We start from the raw sequence: 21,688 nt of genomic DNA, 5'->3' as shown, positions 1-21,688 counted from the left end.
TCAAATGTGCTATACTGGAAAAAAGGGGGTTAGACAATGAACTACATAAAAAACGTACTAAAGCGTATTTCTATTCTTCTGCTGGTTGCCTCAATTCTCTTGACCATTTATCTTATTATCTGCCCTGTCCGCACACTAGGCGAGGTATTGGAAAAGAAAGAAATTGATATTTTTACCGATTCTTATGAGAGGAAAGATTATGAAACAATCTGTATTTTCCCAATCTCCTGGTCAGGATTGAAAAACGACGTTCTTGGTATCAAAGAGAAATCCCCGTCGGAAAATAATTTCTATTTCTCATCCCCTGATGATAAAGATGAACTTTGTAAACTGCTGTCTTCCTTAAAAGTTCGCAAAAAACTGGGCGGATATCAAAGCCATCCCGACGAGGACAGCTATGAATACTGGATTCACTTTTTCTGGAATCAAAACCTCGACATTATGTTATGTCAGAAAGAACTCTGTTTTGAAACAAGTCCCGCTATTCGATACGGCTCATCAAAATTTAACGCCTATTATATCGTCAACTGCCCTGAAAATGAGGAAATTCTTAAGAAGATTTTGGAGCTTCTTTTCAATAAAAAATGAAATTATAAAAGCTCTCCCTGCCATTACTACAAACAGTGAGAGCTTTTTTCTTTGGGTTTGCGATAACATCTTTTTCTCCTGACAAAATTTTTTCTACCACCTCTTTGCAAAACATGCTATAATAAGACCAGACAGAACCCTATTTTACTGTTAATCTGATACAAAAAGGAGAGATTACAATGCTTCGAACCAACTTCAATGACCTTCCAATCCTGCTGGTGCAGGGACAGGTGCGCCACTCCAGGGGCAGTCAGGCTTACCGCCATACCATCGACGGTGAACCGATGACCCTGCCGGCAACCGGCGGCATCACCTACAATGCCCAGATCGGCGACCGCTGTGTGGGATGGGCGGCTGACCATCTGGAACCAGGTGTCACCATGCGCAATGAAAACGAGGACTATAACGCTGCGGTACAGGGATTGTCCTGCATCGGAAACGTTGCTATCGTCCGCAGCGGCGATGCCAAAGGCGCTCGCGGATTTGTTACGGGAAAACATGGCGGCTGTGAGCACCTCCTGTGCTATTTTGATCCTGAAACACTGGAAAAGATGTCCATCGGCGACACCATCGATGTCCGCACACAGGGTCAGGGAATGAAGCTGCTGGATTATCCTGAAATTCTGCTGCGCAACATGAGCCCTGCGCTGCTGGAAAAGATGAACATCACCGAAAAGGATGGCAAACTCACCGTCGGCGTCGCAAAGATCGTTCCGGGCTGCATCATGGGTTCCGGACTGGGCGCTTCCACCTCCTATTACGGTGACTACGACATCACCCTGCATGACAAACAGATCTGCCAGCAGTATGGACTGGATCAGCTGCGTTTTGGCGATATCGTTGCAATTCAGGACGCAGATACCCGTTATGGACGTAACTTCATCACCGGTGCCATCACCATCGGCGTTGTAGTACACAGCGACTGCATCCTTTCGGGACATGGTCCGGGCGTCACCACTTTGATGACCTGCAAGACTCCGCTCATCGAACCGGTGATCGACCAGAGCGCAAACCTTGCTGATTTCTTCCTCAAATAGAAAGATACAAAACAAAAAGGCCGGCTTTCTGCCGACCTTTTTTGCTGCAATTTTTCATGATAAAACAGCTTAATCAAGTGGATTTGATCCGTTCCACTCTTTTTTTAAGATTGCATACTGCATGGTGTTTTCATAAACAGGTGTTCCATCTGGTTGCGTGACAAACGAAATGTACTCCTTGAAAACACCCTCCCGACGCATCCCCAGTTTTTCGCAAAGGTGCTGTGAGCTGAGGTTATAATCCTCCACATAAGCATAGATTCTTCTGGCATTCATCTGTCCAAACAGAAAGTTCAGATATGCTTTTGCAGCTTCATATGCATAGCCTTTTCCCTGATAGTCCGAAAGAAAATTCCAGCACACACTAAATGTGTCCCCTTCCCAGAGACCAAACAGTGTACCGATAAATTCACCGGTTTCCTTTAAACATACCGCAAGCTCCGAACCGTCCTGTATTTTCGATATTTCCTGAATCTTATCCCTTGCCTGCTCAATACTTTCCAGCTTTTCGCTGACAAAGCAGTGTACCTGCGGATTGTTCAGAAGGCGAAAATAGCCTTGAGCATCTTGTTGCGAAAACTGTCTGATCGTCAGTCTTTGTGTATCCAATCGAATGTTCTGCATCTGTCTTTTCTCCTAAAAAAGCTGTCAATCCGTACTTATTTTTCCTCTTCCCGGTAGTAGCGGATGAGTGCCTGGGTGCCCTCGTTTTCCATACCATGTTCTGCCATCTTTTCGTAAAGGGAAAGCACGGTATTGAGCATCTCAAGTTCGACGCCCGCTTTCTGGCTTTCCTCTTTGACGATCTTCATATCCTTGATGAAGTGTTTAACAAAGAATCCTGGAGCAAAATCCCCTGCCAGAGCACGCGGTGCCATGTTTGTAAGCTGCCAGCTTCCGGCTGCGCCTGCACCGATGGCGGCAAGCATCTTCTGTGGGTCAAGTCCAGTCTTTTCCGCATAGATAAGTGCTTCGGTATATGCTGCAGTTGCACCTGCCACTGCAATCTGGTTGGCTGCCTTGGTGTGCTGTCCGCTTCCGGCAGGTCCCATCAAGATGATGTTTTTGCCCATGCAGGAAAACAGCGGCATTGCATCCTCAAAATCCTTCTGGTCGCCGCCGACCATGATCGACAGCGTTGCATTGCGTGCTCCGCTGTCACCGCCGGATACCGGTGCGTCCATGACACGGATACCGCGCTCTTTGCCCATTTCGTACAGTTTCTGGGCAAGGCTTGGCGAAGAGGTGGTCATATCAATGGCAAGCGCGCCCTTCTTTGCGCTGTCAAAGATGCCGCCCTCACTGCAAAAGACCTCTTCTACATCAGAAGGATAGCCGACCATAACAAAGATGGCATCTGCATCCTCAACCGCTTGCGCAATCGTCTTGCAGGGATGGATGCCGAACTCTTTCTCAAGCTCCAGAAGCTTTTCATATTTGTGGGTATAAGCGCTGACCGAATAACCGTTCTTTGCAAGGTGTCCTGCCTGCTGGCTGCCCATAACACCGGTTCCGATCCAGGCAATCTTGTGAAATTCCATAAAGCGTTCCCCTTTCCTGTCAAAACAAAATCATCTTTTTATCTGTTTGTATGAGCAGATTCCTCTGCCCACTCCATCACTATATCATCCACCGGGTCATCGACAAAGCCATTTTCCAGACAAAAGTCATGGATTTCTCTATTATCGGGGTCAGAGTGGATGACCAGCTGCTCCGCTCCACTGAGTGCAGCCAGCGCCGCGGCATGATGAAGGGCGCGGGACAGCTTTTCCTTCTGATTCTCCCCGGAGGCTGCTATGGTAAGATACAGGGCTTTCTGCGGCTGAAAGCGAGCTCCCACAATCAGCAAAGTGTCCTCATCTCCCCAGAGCCATCCCATCGCGGCAAATCCCCGCAGGGTCGTTTCGCTTAAATGATAAAAGGTGTGGTTGATGCACAAAAAGCCGCCGGTCTGTTTGTTTAGCTGCGGCAGAAAAGCAAGTGCCTGCTCTGCCCCTATCCTTGGAAGCGGCTTTGTGTCTGTATAGCAGCTTAAATTTTCTGTCGGAATGCGCATCGAGTGAAACTGTGCCCGACGCTTTAGCCCAAACTGCTCGGCAAGTCCTGCACTTGCCTTGTTGGATACTCCGGTATACATCCGCGCCGCCGGACAGCCCAACGCCCTTATCTGTTCAAAATAGCGCTGATAGATGGCGCGCCCCACCCCTTTGCGCTGAAAATCGGGATGGACCCGCAACAGTTCCAGCCACGCCGAACCGTCAAACAGTACAGTCAGTTTTCCCATCCCGACCGGCACACCATCGACGCAGGCAACGGTCAGTTCCCCTGCGGTGGTGCGGTAATAGTCGACGACATCCGCAAAGTAATGGTTTGCCCGCACCGCGCCCGCTTCAATTCGGGCACAGGCGGCAAAATCCTCAGGCTGATATGCGCGTGTTGTTATCTGCACGATGGTTCCCCTTTCAGATAATGGTCGAACCAGGATGTGATCTCGCGCAGGCGGCGGATGCGGTGTTTTGGCTTGCCGCTGCGGCTGAGCTCATGGTTTTCTCCATGGAACAGGCACATTCTGGTTGGAACACCGTGCATCCGCAGAGCGGTGAACATCTGGATAGCATCGGTCATCCAGCAGCGGTAGTCCTCATCCGACTGGATAAAGAGGGTCGGTATCTTGCAGCGGTCTGCATATTTGAGCGGAGAGCGCTCCCACATCTCCGGCTGGCTGGTCCATGGGTCGGACTGTACTGCCGAAAGATTGTGGTAATATCCAATATCGGTGGTCAGACACTTGCTGATAAAGTTGGAGATCGAGCGCTGGGAAGCCACTGCGGCAAATCGGTCGGTGTGTCCCACAATCCAGTTTGCCATAAAGCCGCCGTAGCTGCCGCCGGTCATGCCCACCCGTTTTTTGTCGATCTGCGGGTATTTTTCCAGCACAAGGTCGGTAAATTCCATCAGGTCGTTGTAATCCAGCACGCCGTAACGCTTGCCGCGGATGTCGGCAAACTCGTTGCCCTTGCCGTCACCGCCGCGCGGATTGCAGAAAAAGACAAAGTAACCTTCGTTTGCCCAGAGCTGCATCTCATGGAAGAACGGGGTTCCGTAAACGGTCTTTGGTCCGCCATGGACATCCAGAATTGCTGGATAGCTCTGATTCGGGTCATATCCAACCGGTTCGATTACCCAGCCATCGATCTCCACCCCGTCGCTGTCGGTAAAGCACAGCTCTTTGAGCGGCGATACACTGTGGCTGGCAAGATATTCGTCGTTAAAGTGGGTGAGTTTCTGTTCTTCCCCATTTTCCTTGCAGCAGTAAATTTCCTGCAAACCGTTATCGCGCATCGCAACATAATAGAAGGTTCCGTTTGCATAGTCAAAGCAGTCGATGCTGCCGTGAAGCTGCGGGGAAACAACCGTTTCGGTCTTGTCAAAGGAAAAGCGCACGATAAAGGAGTCGTAGCCGCGGGTACTGGTGTAATACCAGCTGTCCCCGATTGCCTTTCTGCCCTTTCCGCCGCCATAACGGCAGTCCGAACCGACGGTCGAGCGAAGGCTTGGGTCAAGGTCACAAAGTTCCGAAACTGCGCCGGTATCCGGGTCAGCAAGGTAAAAGGCTGGATTTTCGTTTGTTCCGTAGCGTTTTCCTTCGCTCATTGCTAGCAGGATCTTTCCGCCGACAAACTGTGCAGCATCCACCCCGTAGCGGTGCTGCAGATCCACCTGAACCTGTTTCTCTCCATGCAGCAAACGGACATAAAGGTCATCCTTCTGCTCATCCATCCACTGATAGTCATGACCGTAGTAAAGTACGCGGTCGGTCTGCTCATCATAATCAAAGGAGCTTACATTCATATATTCCGGGCTTAACAGATGAAGCTTATCCTCTTGGCTGTCATAATGATAAAGGCGGGTGCGCAGCTTGTTGACAACACCTTTTCCGTTTGCCCAGAATGGCAGCTCGTCAAAAACTTCGTAGTCCTTTTCCTCTTCTATCTCTTCGATTGCTGCTTCCCGTTCCTTTCCTTCCAAGCCGGAAAGATCGACAGCATTGAGGTCATCGGTCGCAGTCAGCAAAAATTCGTGGTCGTTTACACGATAAAGACCTTTTGCCTTTTTGGGCAGGACAAAAAACTCCTCTGCTTCTCCGCCGTGGATGTTGATGCAGTTATAGACGGTCACATTCTGTCCCGGCTGTGGTTTGTGCTGTTGTTTGCGGTCACCGGAGAAAAGCAAACGTTCGTTATCCAGCCACAGAAAATCGGATTCCTTGTCACCGCCGGTCAGCTTGCGGCAGCTTCCGCTTTCGGTCTCCAGAACCCAGATGTTTGAGCAGTAGCAGTTCTTCTCGATGCTCGGCTTGGTTACCACAAAGGCAACGTGCTTTGCATCCGGCGAGCAGGCTACCTGCGACAGGCAATGAATTTCGGCAAGGTCCTGCATGGTAATTTTTTGCATGATTATTCCTCCCAACACATTATTTTTGTTCTTATTATATAGTTTTTTGAAAACAAATACAAGATGTATTGGATGAATTTTCAAATGCCAGCGCACTGACATGCGGCAAAAATAAAACAGTGCGGGACAGCTTGTCACTCTGGCTCCGCACTGTTTTTGATTTTATTATTTGTATTGTTGGGGTGTTTCGCTCGTTGCGACGAGCGCCCAAAGACACTGTCTTTGGAATCTGTCACCTTTTGTAAAAGGTGAACGAAAACTTTTGCTTTTTCTGAAAGCTGCCTCTTAACCTAAATCGGCACAATCGGTCAGCAGAACCTTCGGCTGCTGGTAACCTTCCAGCTCCAGTACAACCAGTTCGTTCTCTCCGTCTTTGAGCAGAGGTGCCGGCAGATAGAGGGTCTTCTGTGGACCAGCAATGTTCCAGTAGCGTCCCAGATGGAAGCCGTTGATGTAAACACATCCCTTGGTAAAGCCGTCCAGCCGCACAAAGGTGTCTGCCTTCTCAGAAACCTCAAAATGTCCCTTTAAGAAGACCGGACTATTTAATCTTTCGCTGTCAGCGCTTTCAATCGGCGCAAAGGAGAGCTTGTCCGCGTTGTCGCATGGCAGAGAGTACATCTTCCAGCCAAACTGATACTGATGATTGAGTTTGACCCCGCGCAGGATTCCCTTTTCGTCCCGAAGCTTCGGTCCGTAGTTGACACGACCCAGATTCTCGACCAGAATCGAAAGGGTCGCTTCTTCCCCTTCTTTCAGGCAGACCGAAACAATATCGTTTCTCTTTCCGGTTCGTTCCTGAATTCCCTGCAATACACCGTCCAAATAGATGTGAGCGCGGTCGTGCAGGCCATCGATCTTGATTTCCGACTCTGCAAATGGTCCGTGCAGGGTGGTCTCGTACAGCACAAAACCAAAATCCTGACCCAGCTCTTCCATCGTCATGGTGTGGCTGCAAACGGTCGGCTCTGGAAGCTGATCAAACATCACCGCCTGTTCCTTGAGTTCAATTGTACCGTATGCTTTTTTCGGATTGTTCTGCACCGCAAGTTCCGGTGCTTTGCCAAAGTGCTTTTCGATGACCTCCTTGACTGCCTGATATTTCGGGGTCAAGTCACCGCACTCACTGACCGGACAGTCGTAGTCATAGCTGGTTACGGTCGGCTGATAAACGCCGTCGTGGTTTGCGCCGTTGGTAAATCCAAAGTTTGTGCCGCCATGGAACATATAGAGGTTGACCGAGCCGCCATCCGAGAGCATCTCGTCCAATGTTGCCGCGGTGTCATCGCTTTCGCGGACATGGTGCTGCTCGTACCAGTGGTCGAACCATCCGTTCCAGAATTCAGTGCACATCACCGGACGGTCGGGATGAAGCTGACGCAGCTTATCAAAGTGCTGTTTTCCATTGGAGCCAAAGTTTGCAGTTGCCAGATATTCCGGAAGACTGCCGCCGCCGAGCATCAGATCGTTTGGACCATCCGAGGTAAAGAACAGCTCGTGCACGCCGTTTTCCTCATAGATTTTTGCCACCGCGCGCAGATAATCCTTGTCGTTGCCGTAGCTGCCATATTCATTTTCCACCTGTACCGCAATGATGTTTCCACCGTTTTCGGCAAGGTATGGACGGACTTCCTCAAACAATCTGCGGTAGTAGTTGGATACCTTTTGCAGAAAGCGCGGGTCATTGCAGCGCAGATGCATCTTCGGGTCGGTCAGCAGCCAGGATGGCAGACCGCCAAAATCAAACTCGGCGCAGATGTACGGACCCGGGCGAAGGATCACATACAGCCCCAGTTCCTGCGCGGTGCGGATAAACTTTGCAAGATCCAGCATCCCGCTAAAATCAAATTCCCCTTCTTTTCGCTCGTGCAGGTTCCAGCAGGTATAGGTCTCCACCGTATTAAATCCGCAGGCACGCAGCTTTTTAAGCCGATCCTCCCAGTATCCGGGAACCACGCGAAAGTAATGGATGGTACCGGACACGATAGTGAACGGTTTTTTGTCAAGATAAAATCCTTTTGCGTCAAACTCAAGTCTGCTCATCTCAAAAGCCTCCTTATTGATTGCTTCTTTGAGTATAGCGGGAAAGGGAATGTTTGTCAAAGGTTTGTCAAAAATAAACTTGTTTTGAAACCAGATTGAACCTGAATACTTGGTTTTTTAGGAAGTTTATAGTATAATATAAACAAAGCAGCAAGTTTTAAGGAGGCTTTTTTATGTGGCTTGATGAAAGCGTGTTCTATCAGATCTACCCTATCGGATTCTGCGGTGCTCCCCGCACCGCTCTGGAAGAAGGACAGCCGTCCTGCAACCGTATCGGAAAAGTTATCGACTGGATCGACCATATCAAACGTCTTGGCTGCAATGCCGTCTATTTTTCCCCGCTGTTTGAATCGGACAGCCACGGCTATGATACCCGCGATTTTCGCCTGATCGACCGCAGGCTCGGCAGCAATCAGGATTTTGCTCAAGTTTGCCAAAAGCTGCATGAAGCAGGAATCCGGGTGGTACTGGACGGCGTGTTCAACCATGTTGGACGCGGATTCTGGGCATTTCGCGATGTGCAGCAAAAGCGTTGGGATTCTCCGTACAAGGATTGGTTCCGCATCTCCTTTGACGGAAATTCCCCCTACAACGACGGATTCTGGTATGAGGGCTGGGAAGGACATTATGAACTGGTCAAATTAAATCTCCAAAACCCGCAAGTAGTCGATTATCTGCTTGACTGCATCCGCTTCTGGGTGGAGGAATTTTCAATCGATGGACTGCGTCTGGATGTCGCATACAGCCTGGATCGCGAATTTATGAAACGCCTGCGCCAGTTCACCCAGCAGTTGAAACCGGACTTTGCGCTGATCGGTGAAGTTCTGCATGGCGACTACAACCAGATCGTCAACGACCAGATGCTGCACTCCTGCACAAACTACGAGTGTTACAAAGGCTTATATTCCTCCTGCAACACCATGAACCTGTTCGAAATCACCCACTCCCTGCTTCGCCAGTTCGGACCGGAGCAGTGGACCTTATATAAAGGAAAACATCTGCTCAGTTTTGTGGATAACCACGATGTCACCCGCGCTGCATCCATCTTAAACAACAAAAAACACCTGATTCCGCTGTATGGAATGCTGTTTGGCATGCCGGGCGTTCCGTGCATCTATTATGGAAGCGAATGGGGTTGCGAGGCCACCAAGACACCCGGAAATGACGATTCGCTGCGTCCATGCTTTGATCAGCCACAGTGGAATGAGCTTTGTGACGTTATTTCCAGGATGGCAAAGGCACGCCGCGAAAACAAAGCGCTGCACAGCGGCGACTTTAAGCAGCTGCTGCTCACCAACAAGCAGGCAATCTGGGAGCGGTGCTGTGACGGACAGCGGGTACTGATCGCCATCAACATCGAGGATCAGGAATATGTGGCACACTTTAACGCCAATGCCGGCAGAGCGCTCGACCTCATCAGTGGTCAAATGCATGATTTCGGCGGCGGCTCTCACCTTCCACCTTACTCGGTAGCGTTCTGGGACACCAGCGTAAACGGATAAACTAAAACCTTGATAAAAACTATCATAGAAAAAGAAAAACGATCGGAGCAAGGAAGTTTCCTTCTTCGATCGTTTTCTTCTATGTGTGATGTTTTAAAGAATTGCCATCACAAAATTTTCTATTCTGAGTATCGAGGGTTGAATCTAGACCACAGCGCGAACCGCTTAGATTTGATACAGCATCGCGTTACAGATTGCTGCGGCAACGTTGCTTCCGCCTTTTCTTCCGCGCGCCACAATGTATGGAATTCCTGCTTTCATAATCAGCTCTTTTGCTTCCACCACATTGACAAAACCAACCGGCACACCGATAATCAGCTCCGGATGGATTTTACCCTGTTCGATCATCTCGTACAGCTTAACTAATGCAGTCGGCGCATTGCCGATAGCAAAAATCAGCGGACGCTGAATGGTCGCAGCCTTCTCCATGCTGGCAGTTGCGCGGGTCGTTCCTTCTTCCTTCGCTTTTTTTGCGACGTCCTCGTCGGACATGAAGCAGAACACCTCACCGCCAAACTGAGCAAGCTTTGTTTTGTTGATGCCCGAACGCGCCATCTGGGTATCGGTCACGATGCAAGCACCGTTTTTGAGCGCTTCGATTCCCTTCTGGACTGCGTGTTCCGAGATGCACAGATTGTCTACATATTCAAAATCGGCGGTTGTATGGATAACCCTTTTGACCACCAGTTTGTTCTCCGGCAGGATTTTGTCCAGTTCTCCTCTTTCCATCAGCTCCTGCTCGATGATTTCAAAGCTGCGCTTTTCGATTTCATGCGGCAGCACCTGCTGAAGGTGAATTGTCTCCATGCAAAACACTTCCTTCCTATTTATATACTCTATTTTATTGCTTGTAGATATTTTATCATCACACCTGCCCAAGGATATCCTAAGCCCTGATACAAGCTAAACTTTATTTTACTTTTCTGATTGGAAAATAAAGATAGCCCGTTCCTGTTGCTGGGTCGGTATAATCATGAACTGCTCCAACCAGAGCAATTCCTTCCTCATTCATTTGTCTAATGGTATCTCCAAACGCTCCGTCATGGTTTTCCACAACGAGATACTCATAGCCTGGTATCATCCATTTTGTCCATCCATCAGGTGCTTCTGCGCTGTCAACACACTCCACTCCTGCGAGGTACAAGCCTTTACTAAAGCCATCTTCCCAAGGCTGAAACGAGTGAGAAAGGTCAGACATCGCGCCCCATATTCCCACAAGATTGCCGTTTTCGTCTCTTTTTGCCAGATGGGCTACTTGGGCAAAGTGACCGTTTGCATCATCCCACAATTTCTGAATAAAACCTTCGCCATCCAGCGTGGAGCCCTCTTTCCCGATCACAACAAATGCTTTTTTTATGATTTTGTCCATTGTTCGATTCCTCCCATCAATCCAAAACAAAGTGTGTTAACTTAAGCGTTCGCGTGCGGAAACTTCCATTTCTCACCGAGCCAAAGTATAAAACAGTCGATAGGTTCAAGCTGGTACCGTCAAAACAAGATTGAAGCAAAACGTATTATTTTGCTCAACAGCACAGACAGCAGAAAAATCTCCCACTGGGAGGTTTTTCTGGTAAGTGTATATCGTTTGTTCCTCAAGGGGGCTTTTCTCTTACAAAATCCCCCTCTTTTTCAATCCAAAATTTGGATTGAAAAATTCACCCGCAAAGGCGCCTGACGATAAGCCTTTCGCTCGTTGCGGTGAGCGCCAAAGGCTCTGCCTTTGGAATCCGCGAGCTTTTTGTAAAAAGCTCGACCAAAAACTTCTGTTTTTATCAAACGACACGTCTTTGCGCCGAAGGCGAACAGGGTGCAGGCTCAGCCTACCGAGCAAGTGTGTTAACTTAAGCGTTGCCGCGTACGGAATCCAAAGCTCACACTAGACCAAAGCGCGAAACAGCTTTGGTACTTTCTCAGAAAGTACCAGGCTCAACCCGCCTAGCGTTCGATGCCGTCGCGAGCAGCAATTCCTCTGTCAAATGGATGTTTAACCTTCTGGATTTGCGAAACATAATCCGCAAGCTCGATCAGTTCCTCTGGTGGATTTCTGCCGGTCAATACCACTTCCAGCTCCTCGGGCTTGCCGCAAAGCAGCTGTTTTACCTGCTCTGCCTCCACCATGCCGCTGTTGATCGCCGCCATAATCTCGTCCAGAACCAGCAGATCACAGCTTCCGCTAAGCGCTGTTGCCGATGCCTTGGCAAACAGCTCCTGCTGCACCATTGCTGCATGGCGCTTCTGTTCTTCGTTCATCCGGAAGGTAAAACCCAGCTGCTCCTGACTGCGGATAACCTGAACGTTTGGGATCTGCCGCAAGATGTTCAGCTCTCCGGTCTCGGTGCTCTTAAGAAACTGCACGATGCACACCTGCATCCCGCGGCCGGCTGCCCGAAGCGAAAGTCCCAGCGCCGCAGTGGTTTTTCCCTTGCCGTCCCCGCAGTAAATGTGAATCAGTCCCGACATGTTAAATTCCCTCGTTTAAAATCTGATAGATTCGTTCCATATCAAGGGCTTCCCGCACGCCCTTTGCCAGCAGATCGTACTGTGTTTCCTTGTAGCTTGCAAAGTCAACCGCCGAAATCTGCTCTGCCGAAATGCCCTTTCTTTCACACAGTGCTTCAATGATGCCCTGTGCCATCTGCGGGTGGTCGAAGACACCGTGCAGATAGGTTCCAAATACATTTCCCATGCAGCAGCCCTGTGATTCCTCACAGTCAGCACCATTTCTCTTTAAGATGGAACCAAAACAAACCGCATCGTGTGAAATGGATGGATTGTTTGAATTGTTTGACCCACACGCGCCGTTTGATTCACACATTTCATCCTTCGGACAGATCACCGTCTGACCCATGTGGATCTCGTATCCTTCATAAGGAAGTCCGCTCAGGTTCGGGAAAATGGTATGGGACAGGTCGCCCGCAACACCCGAAACCTGAGTACGGGTCTTTTGGGCACTGAAGGTTGTGACAGTTGGAAGCAGTCCCAGACCTTTTAAGCTGCCGCCATGCTCGACCGACATCGGGTCGTGCAGTTCTTTGCCCAGCATCTGATAACCGCCGCAGATACCAAACACCGGTGTTCCCTGCGCTGCCAGCTTGAGGATTGCTGCTTCCAGTCCGCTTTGCCGCAGCCACAGCAGATCCTCCATAGTGTTTTTGGTGCCCGGCAGGATGAGCAGATCAGGACTGCGCAGTTCCTGCGCCGATTTTACATAGCGCACCGAAACCCCGTCGATACATTCCAGACTGTTAAAATCGGTAAAGTTGGAGATGCGCGGCAGACGGATGACTGCAATGTCAATCAGTGCTGCCTTGTCCTCATGGGAGAAGCGTTCGGACAGACTGTCCTCATCCTCCAAATCCAGATTCATGTAAGGAACCACGCCGACAACCTCTTTGCCGGTGATCTGCTCGATTTGACGAAGTCCTGGTTCCAGGATGGAAACATCTCCGCGGAACTTGTTAATCACAAGCCCTTTAACCATCTCACGTTCCTCTTCTTCCAGCAGCATCAAGGTTCCTGCCAGCGAAGCGAATACACCGCCGCGGTCGATATCCCCGACCAGCAGCACCGGCGCATGAGCAAGCTTTGCCATCCCCATGTTGACGATATCGTCCTGTTTGAGGTTGATTTCGGCAGGGCTTCCTGCGCCTTCCAGCACAATGATGTCGTACTGTTGATCCAGCTGGTTGTACGCCTCCATGATTTTTGGAACCAGCGAAAGTTTGTTTTTATAATAATCCCGTGCAGACATATTTCCCAGTACCTCGCCGTTGACGATGACCTGAGAACCAGTGTCGTTGGTCGGTTTTAACAGGATGGGGTTCATCAGCACCGAAGGTTTGATGCCGGCAGCTTCTGCCTGCATTACCTGAGCGCGTCCCATTTCCAGCCCTTCCTCGGTGATGAAGGAATTGAGCGCCATATTCTGGGACTTAAACGGGGCAACCCGATATCCGTCCTGTTTGAAGATGCGGCACAGTGCCGCTGCAAGATAGCTTTTTCCGGCATTGGACATGGTGCCCTGAACCATAATTGCTTTTGCCATCGCTTACTTGTCCTCCCCTTCCCAATCATACTTTCTTTTGCTCTTGCGCAAAAAGCGGTACTGTTTTTTCTGCTCTGCGCTGGGTGGTGCTGCATTTGAAATTTTCGGCACAGGTGCCTCTTCCTCCTGTGCATTTGTCGGCTCTGTTTCGCAAACATCCGGTTCTGGAGTCTCTGCCTGCTGAGGTTCCTCCAATGCTTTTTCAGAAACTTCCGCAGAAATTTCTTCGAAAGTTTTAGCTTCCGGCTCATGATTTTCCTTAAGATGATCGTTTCTATCTTCCTCTGTCTGAGTCGGATTTTGTTCTGGATTTTGCTCACAGGATTTTGTCTCAGGTTGTTTTTCACCAGAGGATTCGTCATCCACCCGCACCGTCACCGTTTCGGCAGCCAGTGGCTCGATGACCGGAGATTTCAGATAGCGTTCGAGCGCTTCGATCAATTTCTGATTGTGTTCATGCTTCTTGACCGCGATTCGATAATAATCCTCATTTAATCCCGGGTAGTTTGCGCAGGAACGAATCAGGATGCCATCCTGTTCCAGCACATCCTTCAGGTCTTTGGAGTCAGGCAGGCGGAAGAACAGATAGTTTGCGTGTGAACCGATCACCCGAATGTCCAGCTTTTGCAGCTCTTCCTTGAGATAGGTTCGCTCCTCCCGGATGAGGGCAAGGCTTTTTTGCAGATATTCGGTGTCCTTGAGCGCTGCAACACCGGCAACCTGTGCCGGAACCGATACGCTCCACGGCTGACCGCACTGGTTCATCCTCTCCAGAAGCGGCGGATTTGCACACAGGCAATAACCCAGCCGCAGCCCTGCCATCGCATAGTGCTTGGTGAAGGCGCGCAGAATCATCAGGTTCGGGAAGGAATCCACCCACAGCTTCATGCTGTTTTCTTCCGGATTGTCCAGAAAATCGCGGAAGCATTCGTCCACTACCAGCATGGTACCGCAGGCAGCACAGCGGACAAGGATGCGCTCCAGCAGCTTGCGGTCGATCAGCTGTCCGGTCGGATTGTTCGGGTTGCACAAAAAGACCAGATCGGTCTCCGGACGGATACAGGACAAGAACTCCTCGGTGAGTACAAAGTCCTGTTCCTCCTTCATCATAAACTGTTCCACATGGCAGCCGCAGGCATTCAGCGCCAGCTGATATTCTGCAAAGGTCGGGACTGCCACCAGCGCATTTTTGGGGCGAATTGCCCACACGACCCGAAAGATCAGGTCGGCAGCACCATTGCCGCACAGGATATTTTTCTTATCCACCTGCTCATTTTTTGCAATTTCCTCTACCAGTTCCCTGCAAAGAGGGTCCGGATAACAGCAGAAGGTATCCATCGCGTCACACAGCGCGCTCCTGACCGAGTCAGGCAGACCAAGCGGATTGAGGTTTGCCGAAAAATCGATGATTTCCCCTTCAATTCGCTCTCTTGCGGAGTAAATATCCCCGCCATGAACCAATTTTACCATGTGAAGGCACTCCCCTTTACAGCTAAAATTTGGCTTTATTAAGCCGTTTTATTTTTATATAATCAAAAGAAGAAAGCCACGTACCATAACGCCCAGCATCAGGCACAGCAGGTCACAGCACAGCATCAGGCGGTTTGCCCGGGAAATGTCCTGCACCTCAACCGGTCTGATCGGGTCTCCGATGGTCGGTTTTTCATATAATTTTCCAAAGTAATATGCATTTCCGGCAAGCTGAACCTGCAAAGCACCGGCACAGGCAGCTTCGGTTTGAGCGCTGTTTGGGCTTGCATGATTGCGTCCATCCCTGCGAAAAATCTTCCACGCGTTCTTTCCATCCATGCCGGTAAGGTAGGCAGAAATGACCATCAGCACTCCGGCGATTCTGGCAGGGATAAAGTTTGCTGCATCGTCAAGTTTTGCCGAAGCGCGACCAAAATCGATATATTTTTCATTCTTATATCCTACCATCGAGTCGAGGGTATTGATCGCCTTGTAGCACATTGCCAGCGGAGTACCGCCGATTGCCAGATAGAACATCGGCGCGATGATTCCATCGCTGGTATTTTCAGCAACCGTTTCTACCGCCGCTTTGGTAACGCCAGTCTCGTCCAAATTCTGGGTATCTCTGCCCACGATCATCGAAACCGCATATCTTGCCTTGGGCAGATCACCTTTTTCCAGCTGCTCGTACACCTTCATGCTCTCTTTTTTAAGCGATTTTGCCGCCAGAGTCAGGCTTCCCAAGAAGATTTCGACCGCCAGTCCAAACAGCGGATGAATTTGGTAGCAGACCCATAATAATAGGAAGGTAACTGCCAAAGTAAACAGCGGGATGGTCACTGCCAGGATTTTTCCGGCAAGACGCAGCTTTTGCGGAAAAGCTTTTCGCAAAAGCGTTTCTGCTTTGGAGATGAGCTTTCCAATCAGCACCACCGGATGCGGAATCCAGGACGGGTCGCCGATCAAAAGATCCAACACCACTGCCCCAAACAAAAGAATCAGGATATTCATACTGAGGGTTCCCCCTTATTTTGTGATTTTGTCCAGCTGGATTGTATCAACCGATTTTGCCGTCCAGACGATAGATCGGATAGTGGGCATCGGGATTCCATCCATCTTCCGGGAGCATGAGGCGAAATCCCTCTCCATTTGCCACATGGAAATCATAAAAAGAGCGTCCCTCGCTGTCAAACTGGGACAAAATCGCCATCATGGTTCCCCCGTGGATGACAAACATCGGGGCAGTTTTATGCTCTGCAATCGCCTTTTCGACACAGCGGCAGAATGCCGGAACCGAACGCGTACGCATCTGATCCTTCGATTCCCCATTTGGAATCATCCCTTCTCCTTCGGTGGCCAACCACTGAAGATAGTCAGGTGAACACAGCAGTTCCTCATGCGTTTTGCCCTCAAAGTCGCCAAAATCGGTTTCCCGAAGGTCATCTTCAATCAGGACACAGCCGGACTGCGCCAACTGCTCATACTGCTCGCAGACAATCTCCGCAGTCTGGATACAGCGCTTTTTGGGGCTGCACACCACAAAATCCGCCGCCGGATAAAGTCCATTCTGCTTTTTCTGCATTAATTCTTCGATTCCCTGAGGACAAAGAGGGTCATCCAGCCGACCCTGATACCGATGTGCAAAGTTGCTTTGTGTTTTTCCGTGCCGAATCAGTGTGATCTGCATGCACAGCGCTCCTTTCTATTATTTCAGACGCATATTCAATCCGCAGAAGATGCGGTCGACCCGCTCGGCTTTTTCTGCCAGTTTGCAGCAGATGCGTCCGGTGACCTCACGCCATTCCCGCTCTGTCGGGTCAAGCGGAACCACGCCGCAGCCGATTTCATCGCAGAGAATCACTGCGTCAGGATATTTCTGAAGGTATTGTTCCAAAAGAGGAACAGGGTCCAGGTTGTTCTGAATCATGCGGAAAATCCAGCGATGCAGATGGTTAATGACTGCCTGTTCGGGCAGGACATCCAGCGCCATCGTTTCGCCATCCGCCACATCCTCTATTGTAGCATGATTTCGTGTGAGATACCAGTTTAATTTTCCCTGATTCTTCCCACCAAGAATGAAATGCATGATTTTATCCTCCTTCCCCCAGCTTGAAGCTGGACCCTGTTCGCGTTGTCGGTTCAGCATAAATCTGAAAGCCTCGTTCTCGCGCAGGTCGCTTGTCTTCGACTTCGCTCGTTCGAGTAAGTTTTGACAAATCCCTAACCCCAGCTTGAAGCTGGACACTGCTCGCGTTGTCGGTTCAGCACAAATCTGAAAGTTTCGTTCTCGCGCAGGTCGCTTGTCTCCGACTTCGCTCGTTTAAGTAAGTTTTGACAAATCTCTACCCCCAGCTTAAAGCTGAACTCTGTTCGCGTCGCCGGTTCAGCATAAATCTGAAAGCCTCGTTCTCGCGCCCGGCTTGAAGCTGGACACTGTTCGCGTTGCCGGTTCAGCACAAATCTGAAAGCCCCGTTCTCGTGCCCAGCTTGAAGCTGGACACTGTTCGCGTAAGCAAAATAAAAGGCTTTTATTTCGTAGCGACCCTCTTAGTTTAAAACCTTAAGCAATCAGCGAATAAACTACCGATACAATCAAAATGACGATCTCATTTACCTGCAAAAACCATCCGGCGAGGTCACCGGTGACGCCGCCGAACTGCTTCATTGCCATATGATGATAGTACCAGAACACCATCAAACAGCCTGCCAGAATCGCCGCACCCAGCACCGGATGAATCAGCACAAAGCAGACTGCACACACAAGTGCAAAGAGAATGGAAATGATCCGCACACGATCCTTTTGCGCAGCACTGGAAAAGCTGTGTGCCAGACCACTATTTTTTGCACACGGAAAAGTGACAACAGCTGCCGCACTCATCGCACGGGAAAAGACATAGCCCACCGCCATCTCCTTTGCCGCAAGCAGGCAAAATTCTCCCTGCGGCTGGGTCCAGAGTGCAAAGGTCAAGAGCAGATAAGCCATACATCCCATGACAGCAAATGCTCCGGTATGTGGGTCCTTTAAAATCTCCAGCTTTTTTTCCCGGGTCTGATGGGAAGCCAGCGCATCCACTGTATCACAAAATCCGTCCAGATGGATTCCGCCGGTGACAAAAAGCGGAATCAGCGCAGCTACCGCCGCAAACAGCACCGTTCCCACCGAAAGCGCCTGAGCCAGATAGACCCAGCCAATCAGGAGTGCCGCCTGCACCAATCCAATCAACGGGAAAAATCCCAACATATATTTCATATTCTGTTCGTTCCACATAACCTGCGGCATCGGGATTGCCGAATACATCGAAAAGGCAACATCCAGCGATTCGAACATCGTTTTTATCTTCATGATTCCTGTGCTCCCTTCCAGACAACCGGAATTCCGGCAACCACCTCGATTACACGGTCGGCGCGCGCCGCAATTTCCTGATTGATTTTTCCCAGCGCACTTAAATATTCCCTTGTCCCCTCGTCATAGTCGATTCCGTCCGAGAAAAGCTCGTTCGTTACGATGATTACCTCTCCGCAGCTTTTAGACAGACGCTCAACGCCCCGCATGACCTGCCGGACAACGTTTTCCTTTCGCTCACAAACTGCGATTGATTGCAGCTTGTCAGAAAAAAACTCGTTTGCCACAAGGTTTGACATACATTCGAGCAGAGCACATCTATTTTGGAGAGAATCGACTCCATCTTCATGTGGAAAGACAATCGTTTCCAGTCCGGTGGGAATTTCGATGGTTTCAAAGTTTTTTTCAGCGCGCATACGGCGATGACGCGCAATCCGTCGGCGGCACTCCTCGTCAAACGCGATCATGGTCGCAAGATAAAACCGCTGTGTGCACGGGGACGAAACGACCAGCGATTCAGCAAATTCCGATTTCCCGCTGGCGCTTCCGCCGCTTACCAAAGTCAGCATCGGATCACTCCTTCTGTCTTTGTACGAAAACAAAAGTTTGTGGGGTTACTCATTGCAAGCACAGCACCCCAAAATATCAATAAAACAATAAGGCAGCAGAGTGACAGACTATCACTCTGCTGTTTCGGCAAAGTCAGCTTTAAACTACCGCCGAAAAACTCCTATTTATACCAGCGGCTGATAAGCTTCCATCTCAATATCCGAGAAGGTGCTCATTTCGCTGTAAACTGCGTTTGCAATGTCCAGAATCGGAAATGCAGCAACTGCACCCGTTCCTTCACCAAGGCACATATCGCAGGTGAGCATCGGTCGTTTTTCCAAAGCGTCCAGAACGATTTTTCCGGCATGTTCCTTGGAAACATGGGCTGCAATCCAGTAGTCCGCAGCGGACGGACAGAGTTTTTTCGCAGTCATAGCTGCCGCTGCCGAGATAACACCGTCAATTACAATCGGTATATTTTCTCTGGCACCGCCCAAAAAGACACCAACCAGTCCTGCAATATCCAGTCCACCCACTTTGTGCAAAACGTCAAGAGCATCCTGCGGGTCTGGTTGATTTATTTGAATTGCTGTTTCAATGGCGGAAACCTTGCGCTTTAATCCCTCGCTGGAAAGTCCTGCTCCCCTGCCGGTCATCTCGACTACCGGACGATCGAGCAGCACCGAAAGGATGGCGCTGCTGGTCGTGGTATTGCCGATTCCCATTTCACCGGTTGCGATCAGGCGATATCCTTCTTCTTTCAGGTCCTTCACCAGCTGCATGCCGTAAAGAATTGCGTCGGCAGCCTGTTCCCTTGTCATCGCCGGACCTTTTGTGATGTCCTGGGTTCCATAGGCAATTTTGTGGATGCGAAGTCCCTTTCCCGAGACATCCCTTGCCACACCGATATCGACCGGAATCACATCCGCGCCGGCAGCCCGCGCCATTGCACAGACACTGGTCTGACCGGAACAGAAATTTTCGGTGACGATCGCGGTCACTTCCTGTCCGCTCTGGGTCACGCCCTGTGCGACAACGCCGTTGTCTGCGCAGAAAGCAACGACGCATTTTTTGTTGAGCACCACCTGCGGTGTTTTCTGGATGCCTGAAATTGCAACGATGGCATCCTCCAAAAGACCCAGACTGTGCAGCGGATGGGCGATAGAATCCCATCTCTTTTTCGAAATCTCAATTGCCTTCTGGTCAACCGGTTTGATCTCCTTTATTTTTTCGGCAAGCTCCCGTTCCAGCTCATCCATTTTTTCTGCCTTCCTTCTGTTTTTGATATGTCAAGCATTTTTCCAAGAATCGTTTTGCCATTTCAGGCTGAGAATAAAAATACAGGTGCGGATAACCACCCACAAAGTGATCGTTTGCCACGATACATTCCCAGTTTGCCTTGCGCATCGGCTTTTGCGCGTGGAAGCTGCTTCCGGTATTTTCGCTGTCCCAGTAGTGGAACTCGTGCGCCGGAAAACCTTCTCCTTTTTTGCAGAGCAGGTTGTCCTCGTTTGCGGTGAGGTTCACATAGCCAAACCGCCTGAGACCTTCTGTCCGAAAGCTTTTTCCTTTCAGAAAACCGACCATCGGATAGGACGTACCGTCCTCCCCTTCCAGCTCCTCCTGAAGATACTGGAATCCGCCGCACTCAGCAATGCAGGGAAGTCCATTTTGCAGTGCAAGTTTGATCTGGTTCCTGATTTGCTGATTCTGGCTCAGCGTCTGCGCGTACACCTCCGGATATCCTCCGCCGATGAGCAGTCCATCCAGATCTTCCGGCAGGCTATCCTGCATCGGAGAAAAGAAGATAAGCTGTGCTCCAAGCTCTTTTAAAAGAGAGAGGTTGTCTTCATAGTAAAAATGAAATGCTTTATCCTTTGCTACTCCGATTTTGACCGGCTCACTAAGCGGCTGCGGGAGAGAAATCGGCTGTGCAGATGTCTCCTCTGAAAGTTCCGGCGCTGTATTTGCAATCGAAAGCAACGCGGAAAGGTCGATGCTCTCCTCTGCCTGTTTGCCAAGGCGGACAAGCTTCTCCTTCAAATTAGCCACCTCACCTGCGGTCACAAGCCCAAGATGTCTGCTTTCCAGCGAACAATCCGGCATCTTCGGCATATATCCGCAGACGGTGATGTTTGTAAAGCGGCTTTCGATCAGTTCCTTGATTTCGGGATACAATCCTTTGCTGATCCGGTTGAGGATAACGCCCCGAATCTGGCTTTGTTCCTCAAAACTCAGGTAGCCCAAAAGCTGTGCCGCAATCGAAGTGGACATACCGCGACAGTCCAGAATGAGGATGGTCGGAGTTTTGGTCGTTCTGGCAAGGCACCACGAGGAAGCGTACCCCTTGGTGGAGATCCCGTCATAGTAGCCCATCACCCCTTCGATCAGGGCAAAATCCTTTCCCTGACTGTTTTTTTGCAGCAGATAGCGCACCGTCTGTTCCTTTGCAAAAAACAAATCAAGGTTGCGGGAAGCAATCCCCAGCGCCTCCCGATGAAACATCGGGTCGATATAGTCCGGACCGCACTTAAAGGAGATGCAGTCAAGCCCTCTGTTTTTGAGTGCCTGCAAAACCGCACAGGTAACGGTCGTCTTTCCGCACCCGCTCGACGCTGCGGCAAACATCACTCTTGGTACATTCTGTGACATCGAC

20 protein-coding genes are annotated in these 21,688 nt (G+C 50.1%); 3 read left to right on the top strand and 17 right to left on the bottom strand.

The annotated features are described in order from the left end of the window. Window positions 1–36: 36 nt before the first annotated feature. Both BQ5375_RS10245 and BQ5375_RS10240 read left to right on the top strand, forming a co-directional pair. Window positions 37–588 (top strand): hypothetical protein, encoded by a 552-nt coding sequence (locus BQ5375_RS10245; protein WP_076917847.1) that lies wholly within the window; start codon window positions 37–39, stop codon window positions 586–588. Between the two features lie 179 nt (window positions 589–767). Beyond that, window positions 768–1,625 (top strand): DUF4438 domain-containing protein, encoded by an 858-nt coding sequence (locus BQ5375_RS10240; protein ID WP_076917846.1) that lies wholly within the window; start codon window positions 768–770, stop codon window positions 1,623–1,625. Window positions 1,626–1,694: 69 nt separating this feature from the next. Here BQ5375_RS10240 and BQ5375_RS10235 read toward each other — a convergent pair whose 3' ends face one another. From BQ5375_RS10235 to BQ5375_RS10215, 5 genes are all read right to left on the bottom strand, one after another. Further along, a complete protein-coding gene (locus BQ5375_RS10235) occupies window positions 1,695–2,249 on the bottom strand; it encodes a GNAT family N-acetyltransferase (protein WP_022132760.1) in 555 nt (184 codons plus the stop codon). 35 nt (window positions 2,250–2,284) lie between these two features. Continuing rightward, window positions 2,285–3,166: an NAD(P)-dependent oxidoreductase gene (locus BQ5375_RS10230; RefSeq protein WP_076917845.1), complete on the bottom strand. Its 882-nt coding sequence runs from the start codon at window positions 3,164–3,166 to the stop codon at window positions 2,285–2,287. 38 nt (window positions 3,167–3,204) lie between these two features. Continuing rightward, window positions 3,205–4,074: a GNAT family N-acetyltransferase gene (locus BQ5375_RS10225; protein WP_076917844.1), complete on the bottom strand. Its 870-nt coding sequence runs from the start codon at window positions 4,072–4,074 to the stop codon at window positions 3,205–3,207. Then, window positions 4,065–6,080 (bottom strand): alpha/beta hydrolase family protein, encoded by a 2,016-nt coding sequence (locus BQ5375_RS14425; RefSeq protein WP_022133661.1) that lies wholly within the window; start codon window positions 6,078–6,080, stop codon window positions 4,065–4,067. The genes BQ5375_RS10225 and BQ5375_RS14425 overlap by 10 nt, the downstream gene beginning before the upstream one ends. A gap of 285 nt (window positions 6,081–6,365) precedes the next feature. Continuing rightward, window positions 6,366–8,123: a glycoside hydrolase family 35 protein gene (locus BQ5375_RS10215; RefSeq protein WP_076917843.1), complete on the bottom strand. Its 1,758-nt coding sequence runs from the start codon at window positions 8,121–8,123 to the stop codon at window positions 6,366–6,368. A 173-nt stretch (window positions 8,124–8,296) separates the two neighbouring features. Here BQ5375_RS10215 and BQ5375_RS10210 point away from each other — a divergent pair, with 173 nt between their 5' ends. Then, entirely contained in the window at window positions 8,297–9,625 is a 1,329-nt protein-coding gene (locus BQ5375_RS10210; protein WP_022132631.1) for an alpha-amylase family glycosyl hydrolase, read from the top strand. A gap of 165 nt (window positions 9,626–9,790) precedes the next feature. Here BQ5375_RS10210 and BQ5375_RS10205 read toward each other — a convergent pair whose 3' ends face one another. The 12 genes from BQ5375_RS10205 to BQ5375_RS10150 form a co-directional block, all read right to left on the bottom strand. Beyond that, window positions 9,791–10,432 carry a precorrin-8X methylmutase gene (locus BQ5375_RS10205; protein WP_076917842.1) on the bottom strand — a complete coding sequence of 214 codons (642 nt, stop codon included), beginning with the start codon at window positions 10,430–10,432 and terminating at the stop codon, window positions 9,791–9,793. A gap of 103 nt (window positions 10,433–10,535) precedes the next feature. Further along, window positions 10,536–10,994: a GyrI-like domain-containing protein gene (locus tag BQ5375_RS10200; RefSeq protein WP_076917841.1), complete on the bottom strand. Its 459-nt coding sequence runs from the start codon at window positions 10,992–10,994 to the stop codon at window positions 10,536–10,538. A gap of 566 nt (window positions 10,995–11,560) precedes the next feature. Next, a complete protein-coding gene (locus BQ5375_RS10195; RefSeq protein WP_076917840.1) occupies window positions 11,561–12,085 on the bottom strand; it encodes a cob(I)yrinic acid a,c-diamide adenosyltransferase in 525 nt (174 codons plus the stop codon). 1 nt (window position 12,086) lies between these two features. After that, window positions 12,087–13,670, bottom strand: coding sequence for a cobyric acid synthase (locus BQ5375_RS10190; RefSeq protein WP_076917839.1), 1,584 nt, complete (start codon window positions 13,668–13,670; stop codon window positions 12,087–12,089). Between the two features lie 3 nt (window positions 13,671–13,673). After that, complete coding sequence (gene cobD, locus BQ5375_RS10185) at window positions 13,674–15,140, bottom strand: threonine-phosphate decarboxylase CobD (protein WP_076917838.1); 1,467 nt, start codon at window positions 15,138–15,140, stop codon at window positions 13,674–13,676. Between the two features lie 54 nt (window positions 15,141–15,194). Next, window positions 15,195–16,151, bottom strand: a complete 957-nt coding sequence (gene cbiB / locus BQ5375_RS10180) for an adenosylcobinamide-phosphate synthase CbiB (RefSeq protein WP_022132578.1) — start codon at window positions 16,149–16,151, stop codon at window positions 15,195–15,197. 46 nt (window positions 16,152–16,197) lie between these two features. Next, a complete protein-coding gene (locus BQ5375_RS10175; protein ID WP_022132577.1) occupies window positions 16,198–16,827 on the bottom strand; it encodes a histidine phosphatase family protein in 630 nt (209 codons plus the stop codon). Between the two features lie 18 nt (window positions 16,828–16,845). Continuing rightward, window positions 16,846–17,226: a bifunctional adenosylcobinamide kinase/adenosylcobinamide-phosphate guanylyltransferase gene (locus BQ5375_RS10170; RefSeq protein WP_022132576.1), complete on the bottom strand. Its 381-nt coding sequence runs from the start codon at window positions 17,224–17,226 to the stop codon at window positions 16,846–16,848. A gap of 474 nt (window positions 17,227–17,700) precedes the next feature. After that, entirely contained in the window at window positions 17,701–18,483 is a 783-nt protein-coding gene (locus BQ5375_RS10165; RefSeq protein WP_022132575.1) for an adenosylcobinamide-GDP ribazoletransferase, read from the bottom strand. Then, entirely contained in the window at window positions 18,480–19,052 is a 573-nt protein-coding gene (locus tag BQ5375_RS10160; RefSeq protein ID WP_022132574.1) for a bifunctional adenosylcobinamide kinase/adenosylcobinamide-phosphate guanylyltransferase, read from the bottom strand. Before BQ5375_RS10160 ends, BQ5375_RS10165 begins: the two co-directional genes overlap by 4 nt. Window positions 19,053–19,217: 165 nt before the next feature. Next, on the bottom strand, window positions 19,218–20,291 hold the full coding sequence (gene cobT, locus BQ5375_RS10155) for a nicotinate-nucleotide--dimethylbenzimidazole phosphoribosyltransferase (RefSeq protein WP_022132573.1): 1,074 nt from the start codon (window positions 20,289–20,291) through the stop codon (window positions 19,218–19,220). Continuing rightward, window positions 20,284–21,684: a cobyrinic acid a,c-diamide synthase CobB gene (locus BQ5375_RS10150; protein ID WP_076917837.1), complete on the bottom strand. Its 1,401-nt coding sequence runs from the start codon at window positions 21,682–21,684 to the stop codon at window positions 20,284–20,286. Before BQ5375_RS10150 ends, cobT begins: the two co-directional genes overlap by 8 nt. Window positions 21,685–21,688 lie beyond the last annotated feature (4 nt).

The sequence above is a fragment of the Negativibacillus massiliensis genome, from assembly GCF_900148495.1.
GTDB classification, from domain to species: domain Bacteria; phylum Bacillota; class Clostridia; order Oscillospirales; family Ruminococcaceae; genus Negativibacillus; species Negativibacillus massiliensis.
The sequence above is the reverse complement of the archived record's forward strand: the minus strand, read 5'-3'. Positions and strand labels throughout refer to the sequence as shown.

Coding starts and splice junctions, on each gene's coding strand:
- BQ5375_RS10175 (WP_022132577.1), bottom strand. CDS start 16,827: ATGCAGATCACACTGATTCGGCACGGAAAAACACAAAGCAACTTTGCA.
- BQ5375_RS10200 (WP_076917841.1), bottom strand. CDS start 10,994: ATGGACAAAATCATAAAAAAAGCATTTGTTGTGATCGGGAAAGAGGGC.
- cobT (WP_022132573.1), bottom strand. CDS start 20,291: ATGGATGAGCTGGAACGGGAGCTTGCCGAAAAAATAAAGGAGATCAAA.
- BQ5375_RS10170 (WP_022132576.1), bottom strand. CDS start 17,226: ATGCATTTCATTCTTGGTGGGAAGAATCAGGGAAAATTAAACTGGTAT.
- BQ5375_RS10150 (WP_076917837.1), bottom strand. CDS start 21,684: ATGTCACAGAATGTACCAAGAGTGATGTTTGCCGCAGCGTCGAGCGGG.
- BQ5375_RS10245 (WP_076917847.1), top strand. CDS start 37: ATGAACTACATAAAAAACGTACTAAAGCGTATTTCTATTCTTCTGCTG.
- BQ5375_RS10190 (WP_076917839.1), bottom strand. CDS start 13,670: ATGGCAAAAGCAATTATGGTTCAGGGCACCATGTCCAATGCCGGAAAA.
- BQ5375_RS10160 (WP_022132574.1), bottom strand. CDS start 19,052: ATGCTGACTTTGGTAAGCGGCGGAAGCGCCAGCGGGAAATCGGAATTT.
- BQ5375_RS10165 (WP_022132575.1), bottom strand. CDS start 18,483: ATGAAGATAAAAACGATGTTCGAATCGCTGGATGTTGCCTTTTCGATG.
- cbiB (WP_022132578.1), bottom strand. CDS start 16,151: ATGAATATCCTGATTCTTTTGTTTGGGGCAGTGGTGTTGGATCTTTTG.
- BQ5375_RS10210 (WP_022132631.1), top strand. CDS start 8,297: ATGTGGCTTGATGAAAGCGTGTTCTATCAGATCTACCCTATCGGATTC.
- BQ5375_RS10230 (WP_076917845.1), bottom strand. CDS start 3,166: ATGGAATTTCACAAGATTGCCTGGATCGGAACCGGTGTTATGGGCAGC.
- BQ5375_RS10195 (WP_076917840.1), bottom strand. CDS start 12,085: ATGTCGGGACTGATTCACATTTACTGCGGGGACGGCAAGGGAAAAACC.
- BQ5375_RS10215 (WP_076917843.1), bottom strand. CDS start 8,123: ATGAGCAGACTTGAGTTTGACGCAAAAGGATTTTATCTTGACAAAAAA.
- cobD (WP_076917838.1), bottom strand. CDS start 15,140: ATGGTAAAATTGGTTCATGGCGGGGATATTTACTCCGCAAGAGAGCGA.
- BQ5375_RS10240 (WP_076917846.1), top strand. CDS start 768: ATGCTTCGAACCAACTTCAATGACCTTCCAATCCTGCTGGTGCAGGGA.
- BQ5375_RS14425 (WP_022133661.1), bottom strand. CDS start 6,080: ATGCAAAAAATTACCATGCAGGACCTTGCCGAAATTCATTGCCTGTCG.
- BQ5375_RS10205 (WP_076917842.1), bottom strand. CDS start 10,432: ATGGAGACAATTCACCTTCAGCAGGTGCTGCCGCATGAAATCGAAAAG.
- BQ5375_RS10235 (WP_022132760.1), bottom strand. CDS start 2,249: ATGCAGAACATTCGATTGGATACACAAAGACTGACGATCAGACAGTTT.